General features: G+C 67.0%; 21 protein-coding genes and 1 pseudogene. 20 read left to right on the forward strand and 2 right to left on the reverse strand.

The window, feature by feature from the left end; translation table 11 throughout:
• The coding region (locus A5730_RS23890; RefSeq protein ID WP_231994791.1) for a MinD/ParA family protein at positions 1-978 on the forward strand (978 nt) is incomplete at its 5' end.
• Here A5730_RS23890 and sigI read toward each other — a convergent pair.
• Positions 975-1,850 (reverse strand): RNA polymerase sigma factor SigI, encoded by an 876-nt coding sequence (gene sigI / locus A5730_RS23895; RefSeq protein WP_067905913.1) that lies wholly within the window; start codon positions 1,848-1,850, stop codon positions 975-977. The two genes, A5730_RS23890 and sigI, sit on opposite strands and share 4 nt — an antisense overlap.
• Before the next feature lie 113 nt (positions 1,851-1,963).
• Here sigI and A5730_RS23900 point away from each other — a divergent pair, with 113 nt between their 5' ends.
• Both A5730_RS23900 and A5730_RS23905 read left to right on the forward strand, forming a co-directional pair.
• Positions 1,964-2,812 (forward strand): NmrA family NAD(P)-binding protein, encoded by an 849-nt coding sequence (locus tag A5730_RS23900; RefSeq protein WP_067905914.1) that lies wholly within the window; start codon positions 1,964-1,966, stop codon positions 2,810-2,812.
• Between the two features lies 1 nt (position 2,813).
• Complete coding sequence (locus tag A5730_RS23905; protein ID WP_067905915.1) at positions 2,814-3,254, forward strand: nitroreductase family deazaflavin-dependent oxidoreductase; 441 nt, start codon at positions 2,814-2,816, stop codon at positions 3,252-3,254.
• Positions 3,255-3,342: 88 nt separating this feature from the next.
• Here A5730_RS23905 and A5730_RS23910 read toward each other — a convergent pair whose 3' ends face one another.
• The gene (locus tag A5730_RS23910) at positions 3,343-3,624 is read right to left on the reverse strand and encodes a WhiB family transcriptional regulator (RefSeq protein WP_055404497.1); all 282 of its coding nucleotides are present in this window, start codon (positions 3,622-3,624) and stop codon (positions 3,343-3,345) included.
• A gap of 505 nt (positions 3,625-4,129) precedes the next feature.
• Between A5730_RS23910 and A5730_RS23915 the strand changes: the two genes are divergently transcribed.
• The 17 genes and pseudogenes from A5730_RS23915 to A5730_RS25290 form a co-directional block, all read left to right on the forward strand.
• On the forward strand, positions 4,130-5,218 hold the full coding sequence (locus A5730_RS23915) for an FHA domain-containing protein (RefSeq protein ID WP_067905916.1): 1,089 nt from the start codon (positions 4,130-4,132) through the stop codon (positions 5,216-5,218).
• Between the two features lie 96 nt (positions 5,219-5,314).
• On the forward strand, positions 5,315-5,629 hold the full coding sequence (locus A5730_RS23920) for a type VII secretion target (protein ID WP_067905917.1): 315 nt from the start codon (positions 5,315-5,317) through the stop codon (positions 5,627-5,629).
• A 30-nt stretch (positions 5,630-5,659) separates the two neighbouring features.
• Positions 5,660-6,868 carry an EspA/EspE family type VII secretion system effector gene (locus tag A5730_RS23925; protein ID WP_067905918.1) on the forward strand — a complete coding sequence of 403 codons (1,209 nt, stop codon included), beginning with the start codon at positions 5,660-5,662 and terminating at the stop codon, positions 6,866-6,868.
• Between the two features lie 167 nt (positions 6,869-7,035).
• Positions 7,036-8,466 carry an EspA/EspE family type VII secretion system effector gene (locus A5730_RS23930; protein WP_067905919.1) on the forward strand — a complete coding sequence of 477 codons (1,431 nt, stop codon included), beginning with the start codon at positions 7,036-7,038 and terminating at the stop codon, positions 8,464-8,466.
• Between the two features lie 66 nt (positions 8,467-8,532).
• Positions 8,533-8,847 (forward strand): ESX-1 secretion-associated protein, encoded by a 315-nt coding sequence (locus A5730_RS23935; protein ID WP_067905920.1) that lies wholly within the window; start codon positions 8,533-8,535, stop codon positions 8,845-8,847.
• 239 nt (positions 8,848-9,086) lie between these two features.
• Positions 9,087-10,313, forward strand: coding sequence for an EspA/EspE family type VII secretion system effector (locus tag A5730_RS23940; protein ID WP_156745912.1), 1,227 nt, complete (start codon positions 9,087-9,089; stop codon positions 10,311-10,313).
• A gap of 73 nt (positions 10,314-10,386) precedes the next feature.
• The gene (locus A5730_RS23945) at positions 10,387-10,698 is read left to right on the forward strand and encodes an ESX-1 secretion-associated protein (protein ID WP_067822688.1); all 312 of its coding nucleotides are present in this window, start codon (positions 10,387-10,389) and stop codon (positions 10,696-10,698) included.
• 2 nt (positions 10,699-10,700) lie between these two features.
• On the forward strand, positions 10,701-11,534 hold the full coding sequence (locus A5730_RS23950; RefSeq protein ID WP_067905922.1) for an ESX secretion-associated protein EspG: 834 nt from the start codon (positions 10,701-10,703) through the stop codon (positions 11,532-11,534).
• A 26-nt stretch (positions 11,535-11,560) separates the two neighbouring features.
• Complete coding sequence (locus A5730_RS23955) at positions 11,561-12,154, forward strand: hypothetical protein (RefSeq protein WP_067905923.1); 594 nt, start codon at positions 11,561-11,563, stop codon at positions 12,152-12,154.
• A complete protein-coding gene (eccA, locus tag A5730_RS23960) occupies positions 12,151-13,872 on the forward strand; it encodes a type VII secretion AAA-ATPase EccA (protein ID WP_067905924.1) in 1,722 nt (573 codons plus the stop codon). Before A5730_RS23955 ends, eccA begins: the two co-directional genes overlap by 4 nt.
• A gap of 3 nt (positions 13,873-13,875) precedes the next feature.
• A complete protein-coding gene (gene eccB / locus A5730_RS23965) occupies positions 13,876-15,315 on the forward strand; it encodes a type VII secretion protein EccB (RefSeq protein ID WP_067905925.1) in 1,440 nt (479 codons plus the stop codon).
• The gene (gene eccCa / locus A5730_RS23970; protein ID WP_067905926.1) at positions 15,312-17,549 is read left to right on the forward strand and encodes a type VII secretion protein EccCa; all 2,238 of its coding nucleotides are present in this window, start codon (positions 15,312-15,314) and stop codon (positions 17,547-17,549) included. The genes eccB and eccCa overlap by 4 nt, the downstream gene beginning before the upstream one ends.
• A gap of 76 nt (positions 17,550-17,625) precedes the next feature.
• Positions 17,626-19,422 carry a type VII secretion protein EccCb gene (eccCb, locus tag A5730_RS23975; RefSeq protein ID WP_067905927.1) on the forward strand — a complete coding sequence of 599 codons (1,797 nt, stop codon included), beginning with the start codon at positions 17,626-17,628 and terminating at the stop codon, positions 19,420-19,422.
• Positions 19,423-19,727: 305 nt separating this feature from the next.
• Positions 19,728-20,924: a PPE family protein gene (locus A5730_RS23980; protein ID WP_067905928.1), complete on the forward strand. Its 1,197-nt coding sequence runs from the start codon at positions 19,728-19,730 to the stop codon at positions 20,922-20,924.
• 88 nt (positions 20,925-21,012) lie between these two features.
• Complete coding sequence (locus A5730_RS23985; protein ID WP_055404524.1) at positions 21,013-21,315, forward strand: WXG100 family type VII secretion target; 303 nt, start codon at positions 21,013-21,015, stop codon at positions 21,313-21,315.
• Between the two features lie 42 nt (positions 21,316-21,357).
• On the forward strand, positions 21,358-21,645 hold the full coding sequence (locus A5730_RS23990; RefSeq protein WP_067905929.1) for a WXG100 family type VII secretion target: 288 nt from the start codon (positions 21,358-21,360) through the stop codon (positions 21,643-21,645).
• A gap of 106 nt (positions 21,646-21,751) precedes the next feature.
• Positions 21,752-21,961, forward strand: a pseudogene (locus A5730_RS25290) (hypothetical protein); the annotation flags it as partial.

Here is a 21,961-nt window from a genome sequence, read left to right on the forward strand (position 1 = left end):
CCGCCTCCCCCCCCCCCCCCCCCGCGCGAGGCGCCCGCGCCGGCCCCCGCGGCCGGACCCGCACGCGCCACCGCGAGGTTCGACACGGCGCCCGAGCGCGGTTGGCGACGCATGCTCCGGCTGGTGACATTCGGGCTCGTTAAGCTCGGCCCGTCGCCGGCGCAGCTGCAGGACGCCCAGTCCGAGGCAACGATCCGGACCCGTCTCGTCGGCAACTACAAGGTCGGGGTCCTGGGCAAGGGCGGCGTCGGAAAGACGTCCGTGGCCGCCAGTGTCGGATCGCTGTTCGCCGAACTCCGTCGGCAAGACCATGTCGTGGCGATCGACGCCGACACCGCGTTCGGCCGGCTCAGCAGTCGGATCGACCCGCGGTCGACCGGATCGTTCTGGGAACTCACCGCCGACAAGAACCTGCAGTCCTTCGACGACATGGTCGCCCGGGTGGGGCGCAACTCCGCGGGCCTGCACGTTCTCGGCGGCGAGCCGGCGTCGGGCCCCCGACGCGTGCTCGACCCCGCGATCTACCGGGAAGCCGCGCTGCGCCTCGACCGCCATTTCGCGATCTCGGTCATCGACTGCGGGTCCACCATGGACGCGTCGGTCACCCAGGAGGTGCTGCGCGATCTGGATGCGCTGATCGTGGTCTCGTCGCCGTGGGCGGACGGGGCCTCCGCGGCGGCCAGGACCCTGGAGTGGCTGGCGGATCAGGGCTTCGAAACTCTGCTGCACAACACCGTGGTGGTGCTCAACGATTCCGACGGCCACGCCGACAAGCGCACCCGGGCTTTGTTGGCCCGCGAGTTCACCGATCACGGCCGGCCGGTGATCCAGGTGCCCTACGACCCGCACCTGCGGCCGGGTGGGGTCATCGATGTGAGCCGCGAGATGGCGCCGCCCACGCGGCGCAAGTTTCTCGAGATCACGGCGACGATCGCCGGCTACTTCGCGGCGCGTCCCGACGATCGCCGGCCGAGTTAGGCGTTCTCCGAGAGCTTCCCGATCCGTGCGGACGGGTCGGCGATCGCCTCGATCTTGGCCACGCGGGAGTCGCGGATCGTCAGCACGATCACCGCGAAGAGTCGGCGGTCGGTGAACGCCAACAGCACGGGTTGCCCGACGGGGCCGCTGACCAGTGTCACGTCGGGCCATAGGTAGCGCAGCAGGTTGGTGGCCACCGCATCCGGCCCGTGGTTGATCTGCTGGGGAGGCGGCGGGTCGGCGAGGATCGTGCCCACTCCCCACACCGTCGGGTCCAGCACGGCGGCCAGCCCGGTGAGGTCGCCGTTGGCGCATGCGGTGATGAACTTCTCGGTGACGAGCTGGTGCTCGGCCGATGCCACGGCGTTGGTTTTAGGTTGTGCGGCAACGAATTTCGCGCGCGCGCGGCGCGCCAGCTGGCGGCACGTGCCGACCGGGCGGCCCACGGTTTGCGAGATCGAGTCGAACGGGACGCCGAACACGTCGTGCAGCACGAAGGCCACCCGCTCCCCGGGACTGAGCCGGCGCAACACTTCCAGCAAGGCGGCGCGGATCTCGTCGTCGAGGGTGACCCGGTCGGCCGGGTCGGAGCGCTGGGGCGCCGGGCGCTCTTGGACCTCGCCCGGGCGTTCGTAACGGGCGCGAGCCGAACGCACCTGGTCGAGGCAGAGCCGGCTCGCCACCACCGTCAGCCAGCCCCTCACGTCCTCGATCTCGCTCGGCTCGGTCCGGGAGAGGCGCAGGAAGGCTTCCTGCGCAACGTCTTCCGCGTCACCGACATCCCCGAGCATCTGGTAGGCGAGGTTGACCAGATACGGGCGGTGCTCACGCCAGGCCTCGGCAATCCGGTCAGATGATGGCGACGGGTTCATGACTCTTCGACGATCTGCTGCGGCAAAAAGTTACGCGTTCTCGGTTGTAACTTTCCCACCTTCGGTCCCGTCCTTGGAGCACCGCAAGAAATTTTCATAGAAAGGATCCATCCATGACGATCGTGGTAACCGGGGCGACCGGCAACGTCGGGCGCCCTCTCGTGGCCGCGCTTGCCGCGGCCGGAGCGCCGGTACGGGCCGTCACCCGCTCGCCGGAGACTGCGGCGCTTCCCCCCGGAGTCGAGCCGGTCAGCTCGGTAGCCGATGCGCTGCCAGGGGCATCGGCGGTCTTCCTCAATTCCCGGGCGCTGGGCGCGGACCTGGACGCGGTGGTGGCCCAGAGCGTGCGTGCCGGGGTCACCAAGCTGGTTGCGCTGTCGGCGATCAATGCCGACGACGACTTCTCCCGGCAGCCGTCCCGCGTCCGCGGTGACCGCAACAAGGAGGTCGAACAGCTCGCCGTCGACTCCGGGGTGTCCTGGGTGAGCCTGCGGCCGACGGTGTTCGCGACGAACTTCGCCGGCATGTGGGCGCCGCAGATCCGCATCGGCGATGTGATCCACGGACCGTACGCGGCGGCGTCGACGGCACCGATCGTCGAGAGCGACATCGCGGAAGTGGCGGCGCGGGCGCTGCTCACCGATGAGTTTGTCGGACAGCGGATCCCGCTGACCGGGCCGCAGGCCTTCACCAACTCGGAGCTGGCCGAGGCGTTCGGCGCCGCCCTGGGCCGGCCGCTGCAGTACCGCGAGATACCCAGCGCCGCCGTGCGCGAACGGTTCGTCGCGTTGGGGTTCCCGGCCGAGTTCGGCGACGCCTATATCGCCATGCTCGCCTCGACGCTCGATACCCCCGCCCTGGTCACCCACGACGTGGAGAAAATCCTGGGCCGGCCCGCGCTGCCCATCGGCCAGTGGGTCGCCGAGCACCGCGACTTGTTCGCCAGGGGAGCAAGGGCCTGAGATGTCGCAACCCCGCCCACCGCGCTACCTCAAGCCCATGAACAAGGTGATGATGGCGGTGCAGCGGCTCGGGATCCCCACCGGCCCCGCCATGGTGCTGACGGTCCCCGGCCGGAAGTCGGGCCGACCCCGCAGCACCCCGATGACGCCGTTCGAATTTCGGGGCGGCCTCTACGTCGTGGCCGGCTATCCCGGCGCCGACTGGGCGGCCAACGCCCGGGCGGCCGGGACCGGCACGCTCAGCCGGGGCCGACGGTCACAGGAAGTCCGGATTGTCGAACTCTCCGCCGGTGAAGCGCGGCGGGTACTGCGGGAGTTCCCCGCCAAGGTCCCCGTCGGGGTGGCTTTCGCGAAGCGATCCGGAATGGTGCGCGACGGAACGGCCGACGAATTCGAAGCACTGGCGGGGCGGCTCGCCGTCTTCCGTTTCGAGCCGACGTAGCGGTCGTCGCCTCCTGCCCAGTCCCGACGGGAATGCGGTGCAACGGCTTCCGTCGCTGCCCAGCCCGAAGTCGGCCGCCATGGACGGGCTAGGCGGACTTCGCGGTCTCGCGCACGGGGTACCCGTTGCGCTCGGCCAGGCCTCGCAACTGCCGCAGTGCGAACGCACGGGGGCGGCCGCCTTCGGGGATCACCACGCCGGCCCACAAGCCTTCCGCCCCGGGCGACTCGACGGCGTCACGCGCACACATCCAGCGGCGGGGGCACGCGCGGCACAGTGCGATGGCCTCGGCGTCGGGGGCAGTGGTCCAGCGGTCGGGATCCTGCGTGCAGGCGCCGAGCGGGATGTTGAAAAGGGGTGTTGCGGTCATGTCGCTAGTTCCTCCAGAAGCATTGCGTTCTGCGTCTTATGCTTCGCAACGGTATAGCACTAACCGATGCAATGCAACAGTTTGGTTCCAATACCGCAACGGCTGCTTCGAAACCGGCGCCCTGGCGAGCGCGAAGAACCGCCCGCACATTCACCCGCCAAGCATCGTGAACAGGCTTTTTACGTCCCCGCGGAGGCCCTTCGGCTAGGCGGCCGGACGGTTACGTAACCGTAGCATTGGGCTGGTACCCGGTCGCGGAGTCGGCATCCGGCGCGACCGCGACCGCTGAAACCGTAGCGCCCACGGGTGCCCGCGGGAGGGGCTGCCGCCCGAGTTTTGCCGTCTGCGACCGCCCTCCGTCGCATCGGTGTAGCGTCTCGACGCTGTGGAACCGCGGCTGTGACCCAAAACGTAGCGAAGTGCGATAGAAATCGGCGCGGTGCGACGGTTAGACTTGCAGAGGCGGAAGGCCCGCCCCGCTGCCCTCCCTCGAGGAATAACCCAGATGCCCAGCGCCGAGTCGACTACCGAGCTTGGTCTCCTGGTTGTGCACAGCGGCGCGACGTCGCATCGGATCGAGCCGGGGCGGGGCGTCGTGACCATCGGCCGGGACGCCAAGGACGACGTCCGGATCGACAATCCCCAGGTCTCGGCGGAACACCTGCACGCCGAACCGATCGATGGTTCATGGCGGATCGTCGACAAGGGCCCCAACGGCATGTTCGTCGACGGGCGACGCACGGACTCGGTGACAGTGACCAAGAAAACCACGGTCCGGCTCGGTGATCCCGCCGCCGGCGAGGTGCTGACTTTTGAAATCGTCGGGCCGCCGAATGGGGGTGCGCGCCCCGAACCGTCGGATGGCGGCGAACCGGATCCGGGCATGGCGCGCGCGGGTGCGGCCGCCGCCGCGCGCCGCCGCGAGCTCGGTATCAGCCAGCGCAGCCTGGCGGCCGACGGCATCATCAACGCGGGCGCGCTCATCGCCTTCGAAAAGGGCCGCAGTTGGCCGCGCGAACGCACCCAGGCCAAGCTCGAGCAGGTGCTGCAGTGGCCCGCCGGAACCATCGCGCGCCTTCGGCGCGGGCAACCGGACGCCGGCGATGCGATCGCCGAGCACCCCGACACCGCCCCCGCGCCGGCGGAAGCACCCCACTCGGATGCGCCGGCCTCGCTGATCGCACAGGCAATCGTGGCCGCCGTGGACGGCTGCGGGCTGGCCATCGCGGCGTTGCCATCGGCGGACGACGCGGAGTTCACCGAGCGGGCGACGCCGATCCTCGCCGACCTCCGCCAGCTCGAGGCGATCGCCGTGCGGGCCACGCGCATCAGCCGCATCACGCCCGAACTGATCAAGGCGCTGGGCACGGTCCGCCGCCACTACGACGAATTGATGACGCTCGGTGCCACCGCCCCGGGCGCCCCGCTCGCGCAACGTCTATATGCGGCGCGGCGGCGGGCGAATCTGTCGCCGCAAGAGACCGCCGAGGCGGCCGGTGTCAGCGAGGAAATGATCGTGCGCGCGGAAGCCGACGAAGCGGTGCCGGCCGCGGTCGCCGATGCGATCGAAACGCTGATCAGTCACATCGGCTGAGCCGGCCGCAAGAATTCGTGCGCCGACCCCCGTCTGAGCGGGCTTAGGCTCAACACAGCCGGGCGAGGCAAGCGCGGTGCGTGAGGAAGACAAGCCATGACGGACCTACAAGTCACAACGTCATATTTAGAGGAACTGGCGGCGAAGCACGACCTGTCCTCGGCCGACGTCCGCGCCGCGGCCGCAGTGACTTCCGGGATCGGCTCGACAATGTGGAGTAGCCACGGCGTCATCTGCGCGACCGCCAATATGGCGGTGGCCGAGGCTGAATCCGCCCGCAGCGCCGCCAACGCGGCCGTTGAATCGGTTGGCACCGAAATCGCCAAGAGGCTGCGCGCCGCCGGCGGTGCGTATGACGGCACCGACGAGCGGGCCGGCGAAAGTCTCGACGCACAAATGCTTCCACGTTGATGCCTGCACCAAAAGCTAGGAGGCACGGCAATGGCTAATTTGGCGGAGGGCGTCAAGCTTCTCGCCGTCCTCGGCACGGCCGGCAAAGACCTCAGCGACATCGACTGGAATGGCCTGGGGGAGAAGCTCAGCTCCGTCGATTTCCGCGCGGGAGCCGGTGTGTTCTCGGATGTCGGGCGGCTAGCGCGCCAACTGGTCGAAAAATTCGGCAGCGAAAAAGTCAAAAAGCTGATGACCGAAGGTGTCGTTCCCGGAACGCCGATCATCGACTACACGATTTATGCGATTACCGCCCTGGAACTGTTGGCCGGGTTCGGCACCCCGGACCGGGGCGACACCTTCGCGATCGGTGAGGGCAAGTTCGACCTGATCCATGAAAGGTTGGCGTCGGCCTTCCCGGACGAGCGCTGGCGCGGCACCGGTTCCGAGGCCTATGCCGCCCAGAACGCCGACCATCAAAAACGCGCCGCGACGATGGCGGACTTGGACGCGATGATGGCGGACATCCTGAAAACCGAGGCGCACCAGGTCATCAACCTGCGCCGGAATATGAAGATAACCAGGGACGGACTGACCGCGTGCATCGCAATTGCGCTGGCGCTCAAGGCGGTTCAGCCGGCCGATGTCGGCGAGGGCCTGTCGATCATGTTCCAACTAGTGGTTTCGATGGCCGCGATCGCCGCGGTCGTCGCGTTCATCGGCGAAATGGTCGACGCGGCTCGCGACAACGCGGACCGGGTCACTGAAGCCGTCGAGGGTTACCGCGCGGTGCAGACGGGCGCAGTGCTACCCGATGGTCCGTTCAAAACGGCGATCGTGACCCAAGCGGTACAGGCCGGCACGTTGCGGGCCGGCACTGGCGCCGAGTCAGGGGCTTCCGCCATTGCGGGTACGCGCGGCGCAACCACCGGTTCGGTGGAGGCACCCTCTCGCGTCAGCGAGGTGATCGACGAGGAAGAAACGTCGGACCACAGCGACGCAACCCCGGCGACGGCAATCCCTTCCGTGGCTCAGCTGATGGCAATGTCGAGGGGAGCCCAGACATCACCCGGCAAAGCTTTCGAGCAGCTGATCACTCGGGCGGGCGCACAAGCCAAGCAGGCTCCGTCCTCAGATGAGGCCTCACGTGCGGAAGAGATCGAGGGTGCCGAAGCGGGCGCTGGTGCTCAGGCCATCGAAACGGCGCCCGTCGAGCACATCACGGCCACCGCCGAGCGGGCCCGGGATCGCCGCGGTTAGCCCGCCGGTGACAGCCGCTATTTCCTGGCACGTTCTCTTTCTCCGAAGCCGTTGGCTAACTCGAAAATTCGTGCACGGACCCCCACTGGACGGCGTTACGCTTAACGGGCGATGAATCACCGTGCAGGATTCAAACGCCCGAAGGCATAACACGGAGGACCCTAAGGATGAGCATTTTCGCGCAAGCCACCAAGATCATCGGCACCCTTGCCGGAATTGCCGGCCTAGGTCAACAGGGCGCCGGTTTGGGCCTGGGCTTGGGGGACGTTACCGGGGGTAGCTTCAGCGCTGAATACATTGCCGGCTCCGCGACCAGCTCGGCGGGAAGCATCGGGGGCATCGGGGCTAATCTCGCGAAGGCGCCGTTGGTGAATAGATATGACAAGTTCATCAGATCCGCCAGCGTGGAACAAAAGTTGAAGTTCAACCAGCGAATGTCGGGAAATCGTGTCGCTTCGCCCGGAGCGACGAAGGAAGGCATCAAGGATTTCGGCAAGAGCGTAAGCGTCATCCTCTGGACCATCACGATCGTCGAGCTCTTGGAGTTGTTGACGGGATTCGGCCCCCCGGACGAGGGGGGCGATCTGGAGAACGGGTCGCAGCAATTCGCCGCGCTCGCTGCGCAACTGAAGTCGGCCCTTCCCGAGGATGGTTGGCAGGGCGAAGGTGCGGATGCGTACGCCGAACTAGGCGCACAGCTGGAGCGGATCGCGACGACGATGGCCGAGCTGGATATCGATCTGGCCACGCTCGTCAAAGAGCAGGCCGAATGGGTCGTGCATATGCGTTTCGCGTTCGGATTGTTGAAGGACGCGCTTTTCGTGGCCTTCGTCATCGAGATGGCCATGTTCATGGGAGTTCCGCCCGCCGGCCCGCTGGCCGCGAAAATCTTCGCGGGGACGGTCTGCGCGATTGGGATCGCGGCCGCTTTGGGCTTCCTCGGCAACTTGGTCTACTGGTCGATTGAATACGGCAATAAGGCGAAGGCGCTGAGCGACCAATACACCGCGCTGGCTGCGGGGACGGTGCAAACCGGCTCCACGGCGTCTGCGGTTGTGACGACATCGGAGGAGTCCTCGGTGTCCAGCTTCGAAGCCGTCTCCAACAGCATGTCCGGGATGTCCGCGCTCTCCCAAGTCCCAGCCGCCCCCGCATCATCGACCGGTGCGTCTCATCGTTCCGAGGAGGAGCGGGCCCAACCGGCGGCAGGGGTGAGCGCGGCCGCGGCTCCCGTCCCCGGTACAGCCGGCACACCCGCGACGCCCGAAGCACCCGAGGCGACGCCGCCGTCCACGCCGACGGTCACCATGCCCACCGTGACTCAACTGGCTTCGATGTCGGGGCAAGCTTCCAAGCTTTCGGGCCAACTGACCCCGCACGCGAACCTCTTGAACCAGGCGATGGGTCCGCTGCAACAGCTGGTCCAAACGGGCGAGTTGCAGAGCCACGACGCTGACGAAGAAGCCCCGATACCGAGCGAGGCCGAGGAGGCCTGGGCGGGCGCAGGCGCGGGCAGCGCCGGGCGCGCACCTGTCGAGGTCGGAGCGGCGAGCGCCGAACAGACGCAAGGATCAAACCCGTCGGGACGCAGGCTCTGATTGAAACGATCCCGACCAAAACTGTTGTTAATCAAGACCATAACGAGAGGCTTATAGGAGACCACCATGGCCGATGTAGTCGTCCAACCGGACCACCTAGCCAAACTGGCGACGAACCAGGACCAGGCGTCAACGCAGGCCGCAACTGCAGCCTCGGCAGCCGACAACCTCGAAATCTCGACGTGGGTCAGCCACGGCGTGATCAGCGCAGCATCAAACCTTGCCTTCACCAAGGCCGCGGGTGCACGCAAAAGCACGGGTGACGCGATGAGCGCAGCCTCGAAGCAACTCGCCGAAAAGGTGCGCACGGCCAAGAGCGTCTACGCGAGCACTGACGACCAATCGGGCAAGAACATCGACAAGCAGGTGCTTGATCGCTGACCGCGCACGCCGGTCCTCGCGTCGACGCTGACCCTATGACTCCGTAGGCCGCCACGGCCGCGGCGCCGTCACGCCCACCCCGCCGAAACCGTTCGGAGTTGTTCCTGCGGCGTTCACCGATTGTTAGCCAAATCCTTTGTGGGGCGGCAAAATTCGCGCAGCGACCCCCCGCTTGACGGGGTTAGGCTCAACCTATCGTCCATGAGTCAAACAACGCGAGCGCGAAGGGGTACACCGCCGTGAGTCGTCTTGCAGGTATCCATGATCTGGCCTACTGCTTCACGCGGCTGCAAGCCGGGGGCGGGGCCGCGTATTCGGGGGATTGGGTCGGCCTGGGCGCGAACTTGGGCGCGCTCGCCGGCAAAGCGATGTGGTACGGCAGGAATCAAATCAAGGTCCTCGCGGACGCATTGAAAACACAGGGCACCAAGACGCTGCCGACGCCGACGGCAATCGTCGATGTCGCGATGGTGGCGATTTCGGCGGTCGACCTCCTCAACGGATTCTGGACCCCCGACAAGGGCGCCTCGTTCACCAGCGGCGCCGACAAATACGAAACCGTCTTCCTCTACCTCGCCGAGGCCGCCCCCGACCCGCGCGGCTGGAGCGGCGACGCGGCGCAGGCCTATGCCGACGCGACCGCCGCGCTGCAGGCGCTGGTGCAGACGATGCAGGATCTCGACAAGAAGATGCAGACCCTCATGGCAGACCAGGGGTCCGAGGTCGCCAAGGCCCACAACGCGATCGCCGTGACGCTGCTGGGTCTCGTCATCGCTCAGGGCATCGCCCTGGCCCTGTACCTGATCCCCGTCGTCGGCCACGAAATCTCGGCGGCGTGGCAGATCATCGCCGCATTCGCGGCGTGCGCCACCGTCTTGGCCTTCGAGATGTTCACGCTGTCCAACTCCATGTCCCTGGCCCACCAGATCCACGCGGTCGCCCTTGAATACGGCGAGGTCGCCGAGAAGGCGATCCCCACCAGTTCGTTCGCCCGCATAGAGGTGACCGGGGCGGAGGAGACCAAGACCGGCGACTTCGCGGCCATCTCGAACAGCCTGTCGGCCTTCTCCGCCGCACCGACCGTCGCCTCGTTGGCCGGCCTGGCGCCGGCGGCCGGCGACTCCCCGGAGGAGCGCGGCGTCCTGGGCGCGCTCAAGGGTGACGGCGCCGCTCCCGCCCAGACGGAGCAGACGACGCCGGTGTGGACGCCGCCCGCGCTGAGCCAAGTCACTCAGGCCTCCGGTCAGCTCGCGCAGCCGATGAACTTCGCCAACCAGATGATGGGGCAGGTTCAGCAACTCGCCTCGACGGGTCAGCCGCGGCCGAGGATGGCGCCGGCAGCCAGCGAGGAGCCCGGCGACGGCGCGGCGTTGGGCACCGCCGGCGGGGAACGCGCGCCCGTCGACGGCGCCGGGGTCGGCGCCGGCGCGGCGCCGGGGACCGGCCGGCCGCATCGGGTCCTTTAGGCCTCGCGAGTGCGGCAAAAACCGCTACGAGTCAACGCAATAGCGAGTAAAAATATCCGTTGAGGAGATTCCAATGGCAACGCTGAAGGTCGACGAAAAGTATCTCGAGCAATTGGCGACTAAACAGGGGCAAGCGGCCACTAAGGCAGAAGAAGCGGCTTCGGCTGCGAGCAATACCGAAACCGCGGTGTGGGTGACACACGGCGTCATCAGCGGAAGCTCCAATAGTGCATTTGTCACCGCCGAGAAACAGCGCCGCGGCGCGGGCCAGAACATTCGGCAGCACGCGTCGGACCTCGCCGCGAAGTTGCGCGTCGCCAAGCAAACGTACGAGGGCGTTGACGAAGACCTGAGCGCCAACCTCAACAAACAGATGCTCAGCTGATCATGTCCGGGCCGCTCACTACCGCCGGCCTCGTCGACGATGTCGTCGGCGTGGAGGTCACTGTCGACGGCATGCTGGTGATCGCCGACCGAATGCATCTGGTCGATTTCCCGACGACACTGGGCATCCGTCCGAACATCCCCCAGGAAGAGTTGCGAGACCGCGTCTGGGATCAGGTCCAGCGCGACCTCACCGCGCAAGGGGTGCTCGACCACCAGGGACAGCCCCACCCGGCGGTGGCCGCGATGGTCGACATCCTCGGGAGGCCGGACCGCAGCCTGGAGGGCCGATGGTGGCGGCGGGATCTCGGTGGCGTCATGGTCCGTTTTGCGGTGTGCCGCAAGGGTGAGCGCCACGTCGTCGCCGCCCGCGACGGCGACCTGCTGGTCCTGCAGCTGGTGGCGCCCCAGATCGGCTTGGCCGGGATGGTGACCACGGTGCTCGGCCCCGCGACGCCCGCCGACGTCGAGCCGCTGACCGGCGTCGACGCCGAGCTGGCCACCTGCACCACCCCGGCCCAGCTGGTTCAGCACGGCGCCGCGCCCGCGTCGGCGCGCCTCTACGCCGAGATCATCAGCGACCCGAGCAGCTGGGTGGAGATCATCGCCATCCAACGCCACCCCGGCGGCACCTCCACGCAGACCGACGTCGCCGCCGGTGTCCTGGACTCGGTACACGGCCGGCTGGTCTCCCTCCCGCGCCGCGTCGGCGGTGAGCTGTACGGCAGCTTCCTGTCCGGCACCCAAGAAAACCTGCAGCGCACGCTGGACGGCCTCATGGAGTTCCTGCCGGCGGGTGCCTGGTTCGACCGAGCCGAAGCCTCCTACGGGGCATGACCCCGAGAGTTCAGAAAGAAGGAACTATGCCGCAATACGACGACCACGACGATCTGGCCGCCCTGGATTTCTCCGCCGTAGGGACCGGTTCCGACACCCTCGAAGAGTCGGACGCCCTGGACTTCTCGGCGCCTGACGGCGATGACGAAGAGTCGGCCGTCGATGCGCTGCACGACTACGCGCCCAGCGAGCCCGAGGATGCCGAAACCGACCTCGCCGCCATCGACTCCCAGACCGACGCGGATGCGGCGCCGGACGACGAAGAGTCGCCCGAGATGTTCACGGTGACCAATCCGCCCGAAACGGTGTCGGTCTCGGCGCTGATGGACGGCAGAACGCAGCGCGTCGAACTGTCGCCCAAAGTGACGAGCATGACCGAGGCCGAACTCGCCGAAGAGATTCTCGTCATCGCCGACCTGGCTCGGCAGAAGGGTCTGGCCGCCCAGCACGACTACCTGATGGAGGACGCCTCCCTCTCGGACACCATGCGCGAGATGGGAATGGACGGCAACGACGTCGTGCGCGACTTCATGGAGAACGGCATCGGGTTGATCACGCCGGAGCAGGCCGCCGCGGCGCAGGCGGAGGTGTTCGCGACCCGATACGCGACGGATAAATGACGGAGCATCTGGCCGGCCTGTTCGAAAGCGCGGTCGGCATGCTGCCCGTGTCGGAGGCACGCGCGCTGGATCTGTTCACCGAAATCACGAACTACGACGAGTCCGCCTGTGACGCGTGGATTGGCCGGATCCGGTGCGGCGACACCGAACGGGTGACGCTGTTTCGCGCCTGGTATTCGCGGACCCATTTCGGACAACTCGCCGGAGCCGCCCAGATTTCGATGAACGCCGTGGGCGCGCGGCTGGCCATCGGCGGCCTGTACGGCGACATCACCTACCCAGCCAACTCGCCGCTGGCGATCACCATGGGCTTCGCCGTAAGCGAAGCGGCGCAAGGCAATTACGCCGACGCCATGGAGGCCGTCGAGGACACCCCCACCGCCGGCGCCGAACACCTGCTGTCCTGGGTCAAGGCGGTGATCTACGGCGAGGCGGGGCGCTGGACCGACGTGATCGACGAAGTCAGGAACGCGAGCAGGTGGCCCGACGAATTCCTCGCCGCCGCCGCCGGGGTCGCACACGGAGTCGCCGCGGCCAACCTCGGCCTGTTCACCGAGGCCGAACGCCGGCTCACCGAGGCCAACGCCACCCCCGCGGGCGAGGCGTGCGCGCGGTCCATCGCCTGGTACCTGGCGATGACGCGCCGCAGCCAGGGCAACGAAGAAGCCGCGGTGGCGTTGCTGGAATGGCTCCAGACCACCCACCCGGAACCCAAAGTCACTGCCGCGCTGAAGGATCCGTCGTACCGCCTGACGACGACCAGCGCGGAACAGATCTCCGCCCGCACCGACCCGTGGGATGCCAATACCGTCGTGGCCGACACCTCGGGCCGCGACAAGCTGCTCGCGGAGGCGGAAGCCGAACTGGAACGCCAAATCGGGCTCACCCGGGTCAAGGAACAGGTCGAGCGCTACCGGGCGGCCACCCAGATGGCCCGGGTCCGCGCCGCGCGCGGCATGAAGGTCGCGCAGCCGAGCAAGCACATGATCTTCACCGGGCCGCCCGGCACCGGCAAGACCACCATCGCCCGGGTGGTGGCCAACATCCTGGCCGGCCTGGGCGTCATCCCCGAACCGAAGCTCGTCGAGACCGCCCGCAAGGACTTCGTCGCCGAATACGAGGGTCAATCGGCGGTCAAGAGCACCAAGACCATCGATCGCGCCCTGGGCGGTGTGCTCTTCATCGACGAGGCCTACGCGCTGGTTCAGGCGCGTGACGGGCGGACCGACCCGTTCGGGCAGGAGGCGCTGGACACCTTGCTGGCGCGGATGGAGAACGACCGCGACCGGCTCGTGGTGATCATCGCCGGTTACAGCTCGGACATCGATCGGCTGTTGGAAACCAACGAGGGCCTGCGGTCCCGCTTCGCAACCCGGATCGAATTCGACTCCTATTCTCCCGAAGAGATCCTGGAGATCGCGAAAGTCATTGCCGCCGGCAACGACTCGTCGATGAGTGTGGAGGCGGCCGACAATCTACTGCAAGCGGCCAAGCTGCTCAGCCAGCAGACGGTGCGCGGCAAGGCCGCGCTCGACATCGCCGGCAACGGTCGCTACGCGCGCCAGCTGGTGGAGGCGGGCGAACAGTACCGCGACATCCGGCTGACCCGCTCCACCGATTTCGAATCCCTCGACGAGGATCGCCTCCGCGAGATCAACGGCGAGGACATGACCGAGGCGATCGCCGCGGTACACGGACGACTCAACATCACCGAGTGACACATGGCGGGGTTCCGGCTAACCACCAAGGTTCAGGTCAGCGGCTGGCGCTTTCTGCTCCGGCGCCTCGAGCACGCCATCGTCCGGCGCGACACCCGGATGTTCGACGATCCGCTGCAGTTCTACAGCCGGTCGGTCGCGCTCGGCGTACTGGTCTCGGTGCTGGTCGTGGTGGGCGCGCTGGCGATGGCCTACTTCAAGCCGCAGGGCAAGCTCGGCAGCGGCAACCTGTTCGTCGACCGCGCCACCAATCAGCTCTACCTGATGGTGTCGGGCCAGTTGCATCCCGTCTACAACCTGACCTCGGCGCGACTGGTGCTGGGCAACCCGGCCGAACCGAAGGCCGTTAAACCCGCCGAGCTCAACAGGTTTCCGAAGGGTCAGTCGATCGGCATCCCCGGCGCCCCGTACGCCACGCCCCTGTCGTCCGGCTCCTCGTCGGTGTGGGCGCTGTGCGACACCGTCACCCAGGCGGAAAGCATCGCGCCCAGCCTGCAGACCTCGGTGGTGGCGATGCCGTTGCAAATCGAGCCGGGCGTGATCGACCCCATCCTTCCGCGCGAGGCGCTGCTGGCCTCCTATCAGGGCAAGGACTGGGTCGTGGACACCCACGGCCGGCACGCCACGGATTTGAGCGATCGCCCCATGACCTTCGCCGTCGGGATACGCGGAACCGCGAAGCCCAGCCCGCTTTCCACCGCGATGTTCAACGCGCTGCCCGACGCCGGATCCTGGCAGTTGCCCCCCATCCCCGGCGCGGGTTCGCCTAACACGCTCGGGCTTCCCGAGCAGCTGGTGGTGGGGTCGATCCTGCAGATCCACGCGGAGTCGGGCCCGCGCTACTTCGTGGTGCTGCCCGACGGCGTCGCGCCGGTGAACGCCAATACCGCCGCGGCGCTGCGCGCCATCCAGTCCTACGGGCTGGTCGAGCCTCCCGCGATGGTGCCCAGCGAGATCGTCAAAATCCCTGAGGTGGTGTACAACTCGCCGCTGCCCGACGAACCGGTGAAGATCGTGTCGCGGCCCCAGGATCCCACGCTGTGCTGGACGTGGGAACGCAAGGCCGGTGACCAGGCACCGAAGACCACCGTCCTGACGGGGCGTCATCTACCGATACCGGCTTCGGCGATGAGCTCGGGAATCAAGCAAATCCAGGGCCCGGCAACGGTTTACACCGATGGCGGCAAGTACGTGCAGCTGCAGTCGCCCGACCCGCGGTACGGCGAATCGCTGTACTACGTCGATCCGCAGGGGGTGCGCTACGGGCTGCCCGACGCCCAGACAGCCTCGTCACTGGGCCTGACGGCGCCGAAAACCGCGCCCTGGGAGATCATTCGCCTGCTCGTCGACGGTCCGGTGCTGTCGAAAGAGGCTGCGCTACTGGAACACGACACGCTGCCGGCGGACCCGAACCCGCGCAAAGCCCCGGGAGGGCCGTCATGACGACCAAGAAGTTCACCCCCACGGTCATGCGCGGTCCGCGGCTCACCCCCGGCGAGATCAGCCTGACACCACCCGAAGACCTCGGGGTGGACATCCCGCCGTCGGGTGTGCAGAAGGCCCTTCCGTACGTGATGGGTGTCTGCATGCTCGGCATGATCGCGATCATGGTGGTCACCGGCACCCGGCAGCTCTCGCCGTACATGCTGATGATGCCGCTGATGATGATCATGATGTCGATGGGCATGATGGCCGGCCACGGTGGGGGCGGCAAGAAGGTCCCCGAGATCAACGCCGACCGTAAGGAGTACCTGCGCTACCTGGCTGGGCTCCGCCCCCGGGTGACGTCCTCGGCCAGCGCGCAAGTCGCGTTCTTCGGTTTCCACGCACCGCATCCCGACGATCTGACATCGCTCATCGGAACCCCGCGGCAGTGGTCGCGCCCGGCGAACGCCGACTTCTATGCCGCCACCCGCATCGGCATCGGTGACCAGCCTGCCGTCGACCGACTGATGAAGCCGTCCGCGGGCGGCGAACTCGCCGGGCCGACCGCGGCGCCGCAGCCATACCTCGAACCCGTCGCAAATATGTGGGTGGTCAAGTTCTTGCGCACCCACGGCCTCATCCACGACTGCCCGAAACTGGTGCAGCTGCGCACCTTTCCGACGATCGCGGTCGGTGGCGACCCGGCGGGCGCGGCCGGATTGCTGACCGCGATGGTCTGCCACCTGGCCGTCTTCCATCCACCCGACCTGCTGCAGATCCGCGTGCTCACCGAGAACCCGGACGATCCGGCTTGGTCGTGGCTGAAATGGCTTCCCCACGTGCAACATCCGACCGACACCGATGCCGCCGGCCCCGTTCGGATGATCTACACCCGCCCGGACAACCTGTCCGACCTGGCCGCCCGCGGGCCCCACACCCCCGATTCGCTGCCCGGCGGCCCGTACGTCGTGGTGGTGGACCTGACCGGCGGTAGGGCCGGGTTTCCGCCCGATGGCAGGGCCGGCGTCACGGTGCTCACGCTGGGCAACCACCGCGGCTCGAATTACCGCATCAGGGTCGCCGACGACGGGACCGCTGATGACCGCTTGCCGGGGCAGCAGTTCCGCCAGGTGACGTCCGTCGCCGACAGCATGTCGCCCGGCCAGGCCGCCCGCATCGCGCGGAAGTTGGCGGGCTGGTCCATCACCGGCACGGTGATCGACAAGAAGGGCACCGGCATCCAGAAGAAGGCGGCGACGGAATGGCACCAACTGGTCGGCGCCCAAAGCGTGGAAGAGGTGGCGCCGAGCCGCTGGCGGATGTTCACCGACACCGACCGTGATCGGCTCAAGATCCCGTTCGGTCACGAACTCAAGACCGGCAACGTGATGTACCTCGACATCAAAGAGGGCGCCGAATTCGGCGCCGGGCCGCACGGCATGCTGATCGGAACCACGGGGTCGGGCAAGTCCGAGTTCTTGCGCACCCTCATCCTGTCCCTGGTCGCGATGCACCACCCGGACCAGGTGAACCTGCTGCTGACCGACTTCAAAGGCGGCTCAACGTTTTTGGGGATGGAGAAGCTTCCGCACACCGCCGCCGTGGTCACCAACATGGCCGAGGAGGCCGAACTGGTCAGCCGCATGGGCGAGGTGCTGACCGGCGAACTCGACCGCCGCCAGGGCATCCTGCGTCAGGCCGGCATCAAGGTCGGTGCAGCCGGAGCGCTCTCCGGGGTGGCCGAGTATGAGAAGTACCGCGAACGTGGCGCCGAATTACCCCCGCTGCCAACGCTTTTCGTCGTCGTGGACGAGTTCGCCGAACTACTGCAAAGTCACCCGGACTTCATCGCGTTGTTCGACAGGATCTGCCGCGTCGGTCGGTCGCTGCGGGTGCACCTGCTGCTGGCCACCCAGTCGCTGCAGACCGGCGGTGTGCGCATCGACAAACTGGAGCCGAACCTGACCTACCGCATCGCGCTGCGCACCACCAGTTCTCACGAGTCCAAGGCCGTGATCGGTACCCCGGAGGCGCAGTACATCACCAATAAGGAAAGCGGAGTCGGATTCCTGCGGGTGGGCATGGAAGACCCGGTCAAATTCAGCACCTTGTATACCGGCAACACCTACGTGCCTGCGGCTCGGGTGGAGACGAACGGTGAGGGCAATGGCGCCGCGCCGCACGCCGGCCCGAAAAAGGTTCGCATTCAACAGTTCACCGCCGGCCCGTTGGCGGAAGAGGTGACGGCGTAATGACGCGCGCCGGCGACGATGCAGAACGTGGTGATGTGGGGGTACCGCCCGCTTGCGGGGGAGAGGAGCGGCGCTCATGACGGTCGAATCGAAGGGCCGGGCGCTGCGCGAGGTGGTGCTCGAGCAGCTGTCCACCACCGATTCGCGGGCATACAAGATGTGGCTGCCCCCACTCACCGACCCGACGCCCGTGGACGAACTCATCGCCCAGGATGACCGCCAGCCCCTGCGATTCGCGCTCGGGATCATGGACGAGCCGCGCATGCACCGGCAGGCGACGTGGGGGGTGGACGTGTCCGGCGCGGGCGGCAACATCGGCATCGGTGGCGCACCGCAGACCGGGAAGTCGACGCTGCTGCAAACGATGATGCTGTCGGCCGCCGCCACCCACTCACCGAGGCAGGTCCAGTTCTATTGCATCGACCTCGGCGGCGGTGGCCTCATCTATCTGGAAAACCTGCCGCACGTCGGTGGGGTGGCGACCCGATCGGAGCCCGACCGCGTCATGCGCGTGGTCGCCGAGGTGCAAGCCGTTCTGCGGCAACGGGAAGCGACCTTCAAAGAGCACCGCGTCGGTTCGATCGCCGCCTATCGGCAACTGCGCGAGGACCCGAACCAACCCGTCGCGGCCGACCCGTTCGGTGACGTCTTCCTGGTCATCGACGGGTGGCCGGCGTTCGTCAGCGAATTCCCCGATCTCGAGTCCCAAGTCCAGGACCTCGCCGCGCAGGGCCTGTCGTTCGGAGTCCACGTGGTGATCACCACGCCGCGCTGGACGGAACTGAAGTCACGGGTCCGTGACTACCTCGGCACCAAGATCGAATTCCGGCTCGGCGACGTCAACGACACCCAGATCGACCGGGCCACCCGGGAGATTCCGGCGAATCGGCCGGGCCGCGCGATGTCGGCGGAAAAGCACCACTTGATGATCGGTGTGCCCCGGTTCGACGGCGTGCACAGCGCCGACAACCTCGTGGAGGCGATGACCGCCGCGGTGAATGAGGTTGCGGCCCAACATACGGAACAAGCTCCGAGGGTCCGGGTGCTGCCGGAGCGCATTTACCTCTACGAGCTCGACCCGAACCCCCCGGGCCCGGACTCCGACTACCGCACGCGCTGGACGATTCCGATCGGGCTGCGCGAGGCGGATCTGTCGGTAGCCCACGCGCACATGGACAGCACGCCGCATTTGTTGATATTCGGCGCCGCCAAAGCGGGCAAGACCCGTACCGCGCACGCCATCGCGCGCGCCATCTGTGCGCGCAACAGTCCACAACAGGTGCGGTTCATGCTCGCCGACTACCGCTCCGGGCTGTTGGATGCGGTGCCGCAGAGCCATCTGCTCGACGCCGGCGCGATCAACCGCAACAGCACGACGCTCGACGAGGCCATCAAAGCGTTGGCCTTCAACCTGCAGAAGCGGTTGCCGCCGGCCGACCTCACCACCGCACAATTGCGCGCCCGGTCATGGTGGAGCGGATTCGATGTGGTTCTTCTTGTCGACGACTGGCACATGATTGTCGCGGCCTCCGGAGGGATACCGCCAATGGCGCCACTGGCACCGTTATTACCGGCCTCTTCGGACATCGGGTTGCACATCATTGTCACCTGCCAAATGAGCTCCGCTTACAAGGCCACTATGGACAAGTTCGTCGGGGCCGCGTACGGCGCGGGATCGCCCACCCTGTTCCTGTCGGGCGACAAGCAGGATTTCCCGTCGAGGGACATTCAGGTCAAGCGCAGGCCCCCTGGCCAGGCATTTTTCGTTACCCCGGAAGGAAAGGAGGTCATCCAAGCCGCCTACCTAGATCCCCCAGAAGAAGTGCACTCAGCACCTCCAGGAGGCGGTTACGATTATCCCAGCGCCCAGTAAGAAGCACTGGACCGCCGCCCGCATAACGAGTCGAGACTGCGTTGTCGAAAGCGTTGTTTTGCCCTAATTGAATAGTTTATTGCGCGCGGAAGTACAGAAGAGGTTCGCAAATGCCAGAAATGACACTTGGCCCCACACTCGACGATATTGGCCGGGCTTTGACCGCCAATAGCGTCCGGCATTTGGCGGGCTTGGCATCCGGTACTGGCCTGCCCCTCGCGCGAAGCGCCTCGGGACGCATCGCCGTACCGGCCGGCTTCGTGAAATAGCCCAAAAGCGAACGCAGACAAGGGGACTGGATAACCATGTTGTGGCACGCGATGCCACCGGAGCTGAACACCGCACGGCTGATGGCCGGAGCGGGTCCGGTGCCGATGCTGCAGGCCGCCGCCGGCTGGGAAGCGCTGGCGGGCGCCCTGGAGACGCAGGCGCTGGAGCTGTCCACCGCATTGGTTTCCCTCAAGGCGTCGTGGACCGGGATGAGCAGCGAACGCGCCATCGCCGCGACCATGCCGATGGTCGCCTGGCTGCAGACGGCCGCCCAGCAGGCTCAGCAGCGGGCGATGCGCGCCGCGGCCCAGGCCGCGGCGTACACGAAGGCGCTGGCGATGACGCCCTCTCTGCCGGAGATCGCGACCAACCACATCACCCACGCGGTTCTCACCGCCACGAATTTCCTTGGCATCAACATGGTGCCGATCGGACTGAACGAGACCGACTATTTCGTCCGCATGTGGAATCAGGCGGCGATCGTGATGGACGTCTACCAGATGGAGACCATCGCGAACACCACCTTCGAGCCGCTCCCGCCGATCAAGCCGATCCTGCAGCCGGCCGTGGGTGAGGCGGTGACCACCGCGGCCCTGGGCATGCTCTCGGCCGCCGGCTCCGAGGCCATTCCCGCCGCCATGCGCGCGCTGTCGGAGGTCGAGGACGAGGTTCCCGAGACGCCGCCGGAGGTTGGGGTGCCGGTCGAGGAACCCGCCATGCCGTTCCCGGGACAGGGGCAGCTGGGCGGCCCGATGCAGCAGCTGATGCAGCCGCTGCAGCAGCTCAGCTCGATGGCCGGCCAGAACGGCGGCATGGGCGACCACCCGCTCGGTGACAAGCTCGGCGACAAGCTCGGCGACCTGGCCGGCAAAGACCGGCAGCTGGGCCTGCTCGGGGCGAGCCCGCTCTCCACGCATCCGTTGGCGGGTGGATCGGGACCGAGCGTCGGCATGGGCCTGATGCGCTCGGAAGCACTGCCCGGTGCGGGCGGAACCGCGCCCCGCACCTCGTTGATGAGCCAGCTGATCGACAAGCCGGCGCAGGTCATGGCGCCCGCCGGTGCGGGCGCCGGCTCGTCGGCCGCGGGAGGCGCGGCCCCCGTCGGGATGGGCAGCGCCGCCGCCGGTCAGTCGGCACAGGCCAGCCGGCCGGGCCTGGCATCCCCCGCGATGCTCGCCACGCGCCCGGACGAGGCCGACGATGTCGACTTCGAGCACGAGGACGACTGGTGAGCGCCCACAGAAAAAGACTTCCCGGCCGCCCGGGCCGGAAGACTTGCCATCACTTGGCGAGGACAGGAAACAGAGAAAGTAGTCCAGCATGGCAGAGATGAAGACCGATGCCGCTACCCTCAGCGCGGAGGCTAGCAACTTCGACAGGATCTCCGGTGAACTCCAGCGAGTCATCCAGACCGTGGAGTCGACCGGGGGCGAGTTGGCCGGCCACTGGCGCGGTCAAGCCGGCACCGCCGCGCAGCAGGCGTTGACGCGCTTCCACGAAGCGGGCCAGGCCCAGATCAAGGCGCTCAGCGAGATCTCGCAGAACATCCACGGCGCCGGCATCCAGTACTCCTCGGCCGACGAGGAACAAGCCAGTTCTCTGTCGTCGCAGATGAACTTCTGACCCCATCACCCCCTCAGCAACACAAAGAAACGGAGCAACAATATGTCGGAACAGTCATGGAATTTCGCCGGGATCGAAGCGGGATCCAGTTCGATCGCGGGCGCCGTCCAGACCACGCAGGGTCTTCTCGACGAGGGCAAAAGTTCCCTCGCCAAGCTGGCCGAGGCGTGGGGCGGCAGCGGTTCGGAGTCCTACCAGCAGGTCCAGCGGAACTGGGACGAGACCTCCGCTGAGCTCAACGCCTCGTTGCAGGCGCTCTCGCAGCGCATCACCGAGGCCAGCCAGGCGATGGCTCAAACCGAATCCGGCGTCACGGGCATGTTCACGTAAGACGATGGCGAGCGGCGAAGCACGAGATTGGGCCACGTCGACCTAACGGGAGACCTAGGCTCGTCTCGTGCTTCCTCGCATGAACGAAGTTTGACGAAAGGGTTTGATGGCGGCCGACTACGACCGGCTCTTCCAATCCCTCGAGGGGATGGAAATTCCGGATGAGGCCACGGCGCAGACGGAGTTCGACGTCAATGCGCCGGTTTCGATGCCGCCCATCCCGCCCAAGCCCAACGGCCATACCCCGCCGATGCCGATCGACCTGGCCGAGCATTCCCCCTCCTGTCACTTATACACATATCCGAGCCCACGAGAC

Source organism: Mycobacterium sp. ACS4054 (assembly GCF_001667275.1).
Classification (GTDB): Bacteria; Actinomycetota; Actinomycetes; order Mycobacteriales; family Mycobacteriaceae; genus Mycobacterium.

What these genes read in the sequence shown, in the direction of transcription:
- sigI (WP_067905913.1), bottom strand. Translation starts at nt 1,850, where the DNA reads ATGAACCCGTCGCCATCATCTGACCGGATTGCCGAGGCCTGGCGTGAG.
- A5730_RS23900 (WP_067905914.1), top strand. Translation starts at nt 1,964, where the DNA reads ATGACGATCGTGGTAACCGGGGCGACCGGCAACGTCGGGCGCCCTCTC.
- A5730_RS23905 (WP_067905915.1), top strand. Translation starts at nt 2,814, where the DNA reads ATGTCGCAACCCCGCCCACCGCGCTACCTCAAGCCCATGAACAAGGTG.
- A5730_RS23910 (WP_055404497.1), bottom strand. Translation starts at nt 3,624, where the DNA reads ATGACCGCAACACCCCTTTTCAACATCCCGCTCGGCGCCTGCACGCAG.
- A5730_RS23915 (WP_067905916.1), top strand. Translation starts at nt 4,130, where the DNA reads ATGCCCAGCGCCGAGTCGACTACCGAGCTTGGTCTCCTGGTTGTGCAC.
- A5730_RS23920 (WP_067905917.1), top strand. Translation starts at nt 5,315, where the DNA reads ATGACGGACCTACAAGTCACAACGTCATATTTAGAGGAACTGGCGGCG.
- A5730_RS23925 (WP_067905918.1), top strand. Translation starts at nt 5,660, where the DNA reads ATGGCTAATTTGGCGGAGGGCGTCAAGCTTCTCGCCGTCCTCGGCACG.
- A5730_RS23930 (WP_067905919.1), top strand. Translation starts at nt 7,036, where the DNA reads ATGAGCATTTTCGCGCAAGCCACCAAGATCATCGGCACCCTTGCCGGA.
- A5730_RS23935 (WP_067905920.1), top strand. Translation starts at nt 8,533, where the DNA reads ATGGCCGATGTAGTCGTCCAACCGGACCACCTAGCCAAACTGGCGACG.
- A5730_RS23945 (WP_067822688.1), top strand. Translation starts at nt 10,387, where the DNA reads ATGGCAACGCTGAAGGTCGACGAAAAGTATCTCGAGCAATTGGCGACT.
- A5730_RS23950 (WP_067905922.1), top strand. Translation starts at nt 10,701, where the DNA reads ATGTCCGGGCCGCTCACTACCGCCGGCCTCGTCGACGATGTCGTCGGC.
- A5730_RS23955 (WP_067905923.1), top strand. Translation starts at nt 11,561, where the DNA reads ATGCCGCAATACGACGACCACGACGATCTGGCCGCCCTGGATTTCTCC.
- eccA (WP_067905924.1), top strand. Translation starts at nt 12,151, where the DNA reads ATGACGGAGCATCTGGCCGGCCTGTTCGAAAGCGCGGTCGGCATGCTG.
- eccB (WP_067905925.1), top strand. Translation starts at nt 13,876, where the DNA reads ATGGCGGGGTTCCGGCTAACCACCAAGGTTCAGGTCAGCGGCTGGCGC.
- eccCa (WP_067905926.1), top strand. Translation starts at nt 15,312, where the DNA reads ATGACGACCAAGAAGTTCACCCCCACGGTCATGCGCGGTCCGCGGCTC.
- eccCb (WP_067905927.1), top strand. Translation starts at nt 17,626, where the DNA reads ATGACGGTCGAATCGAAGGGCCGGGCGCTGCGCGAGGTGGTGCTCGAG.
- A5730_RS23980 (WP_067905928.1), top strand. Translation starts at nt 19,728, where the DNA reads ATGTTGTGGCACGCGATGCCACCGGAGCTGAACACCGCACGGCTGATG.
- A5730_RS23985 (WP_055404524.1), top strand. Translation starts at nt 21,013, where the DNA reads ATGGCAGAGATGAAGACCGATGCCGCTACCCTCAGCGCGGAGGCTAGC.
- A5730_RS23990 (WP_067905929.1), top strand. Translation starts at nt 21,358, where the DNA reads ATGTCGGAACAGTCATGGAATTTCGCCGGGATCGAAGCGGGATCCAGT.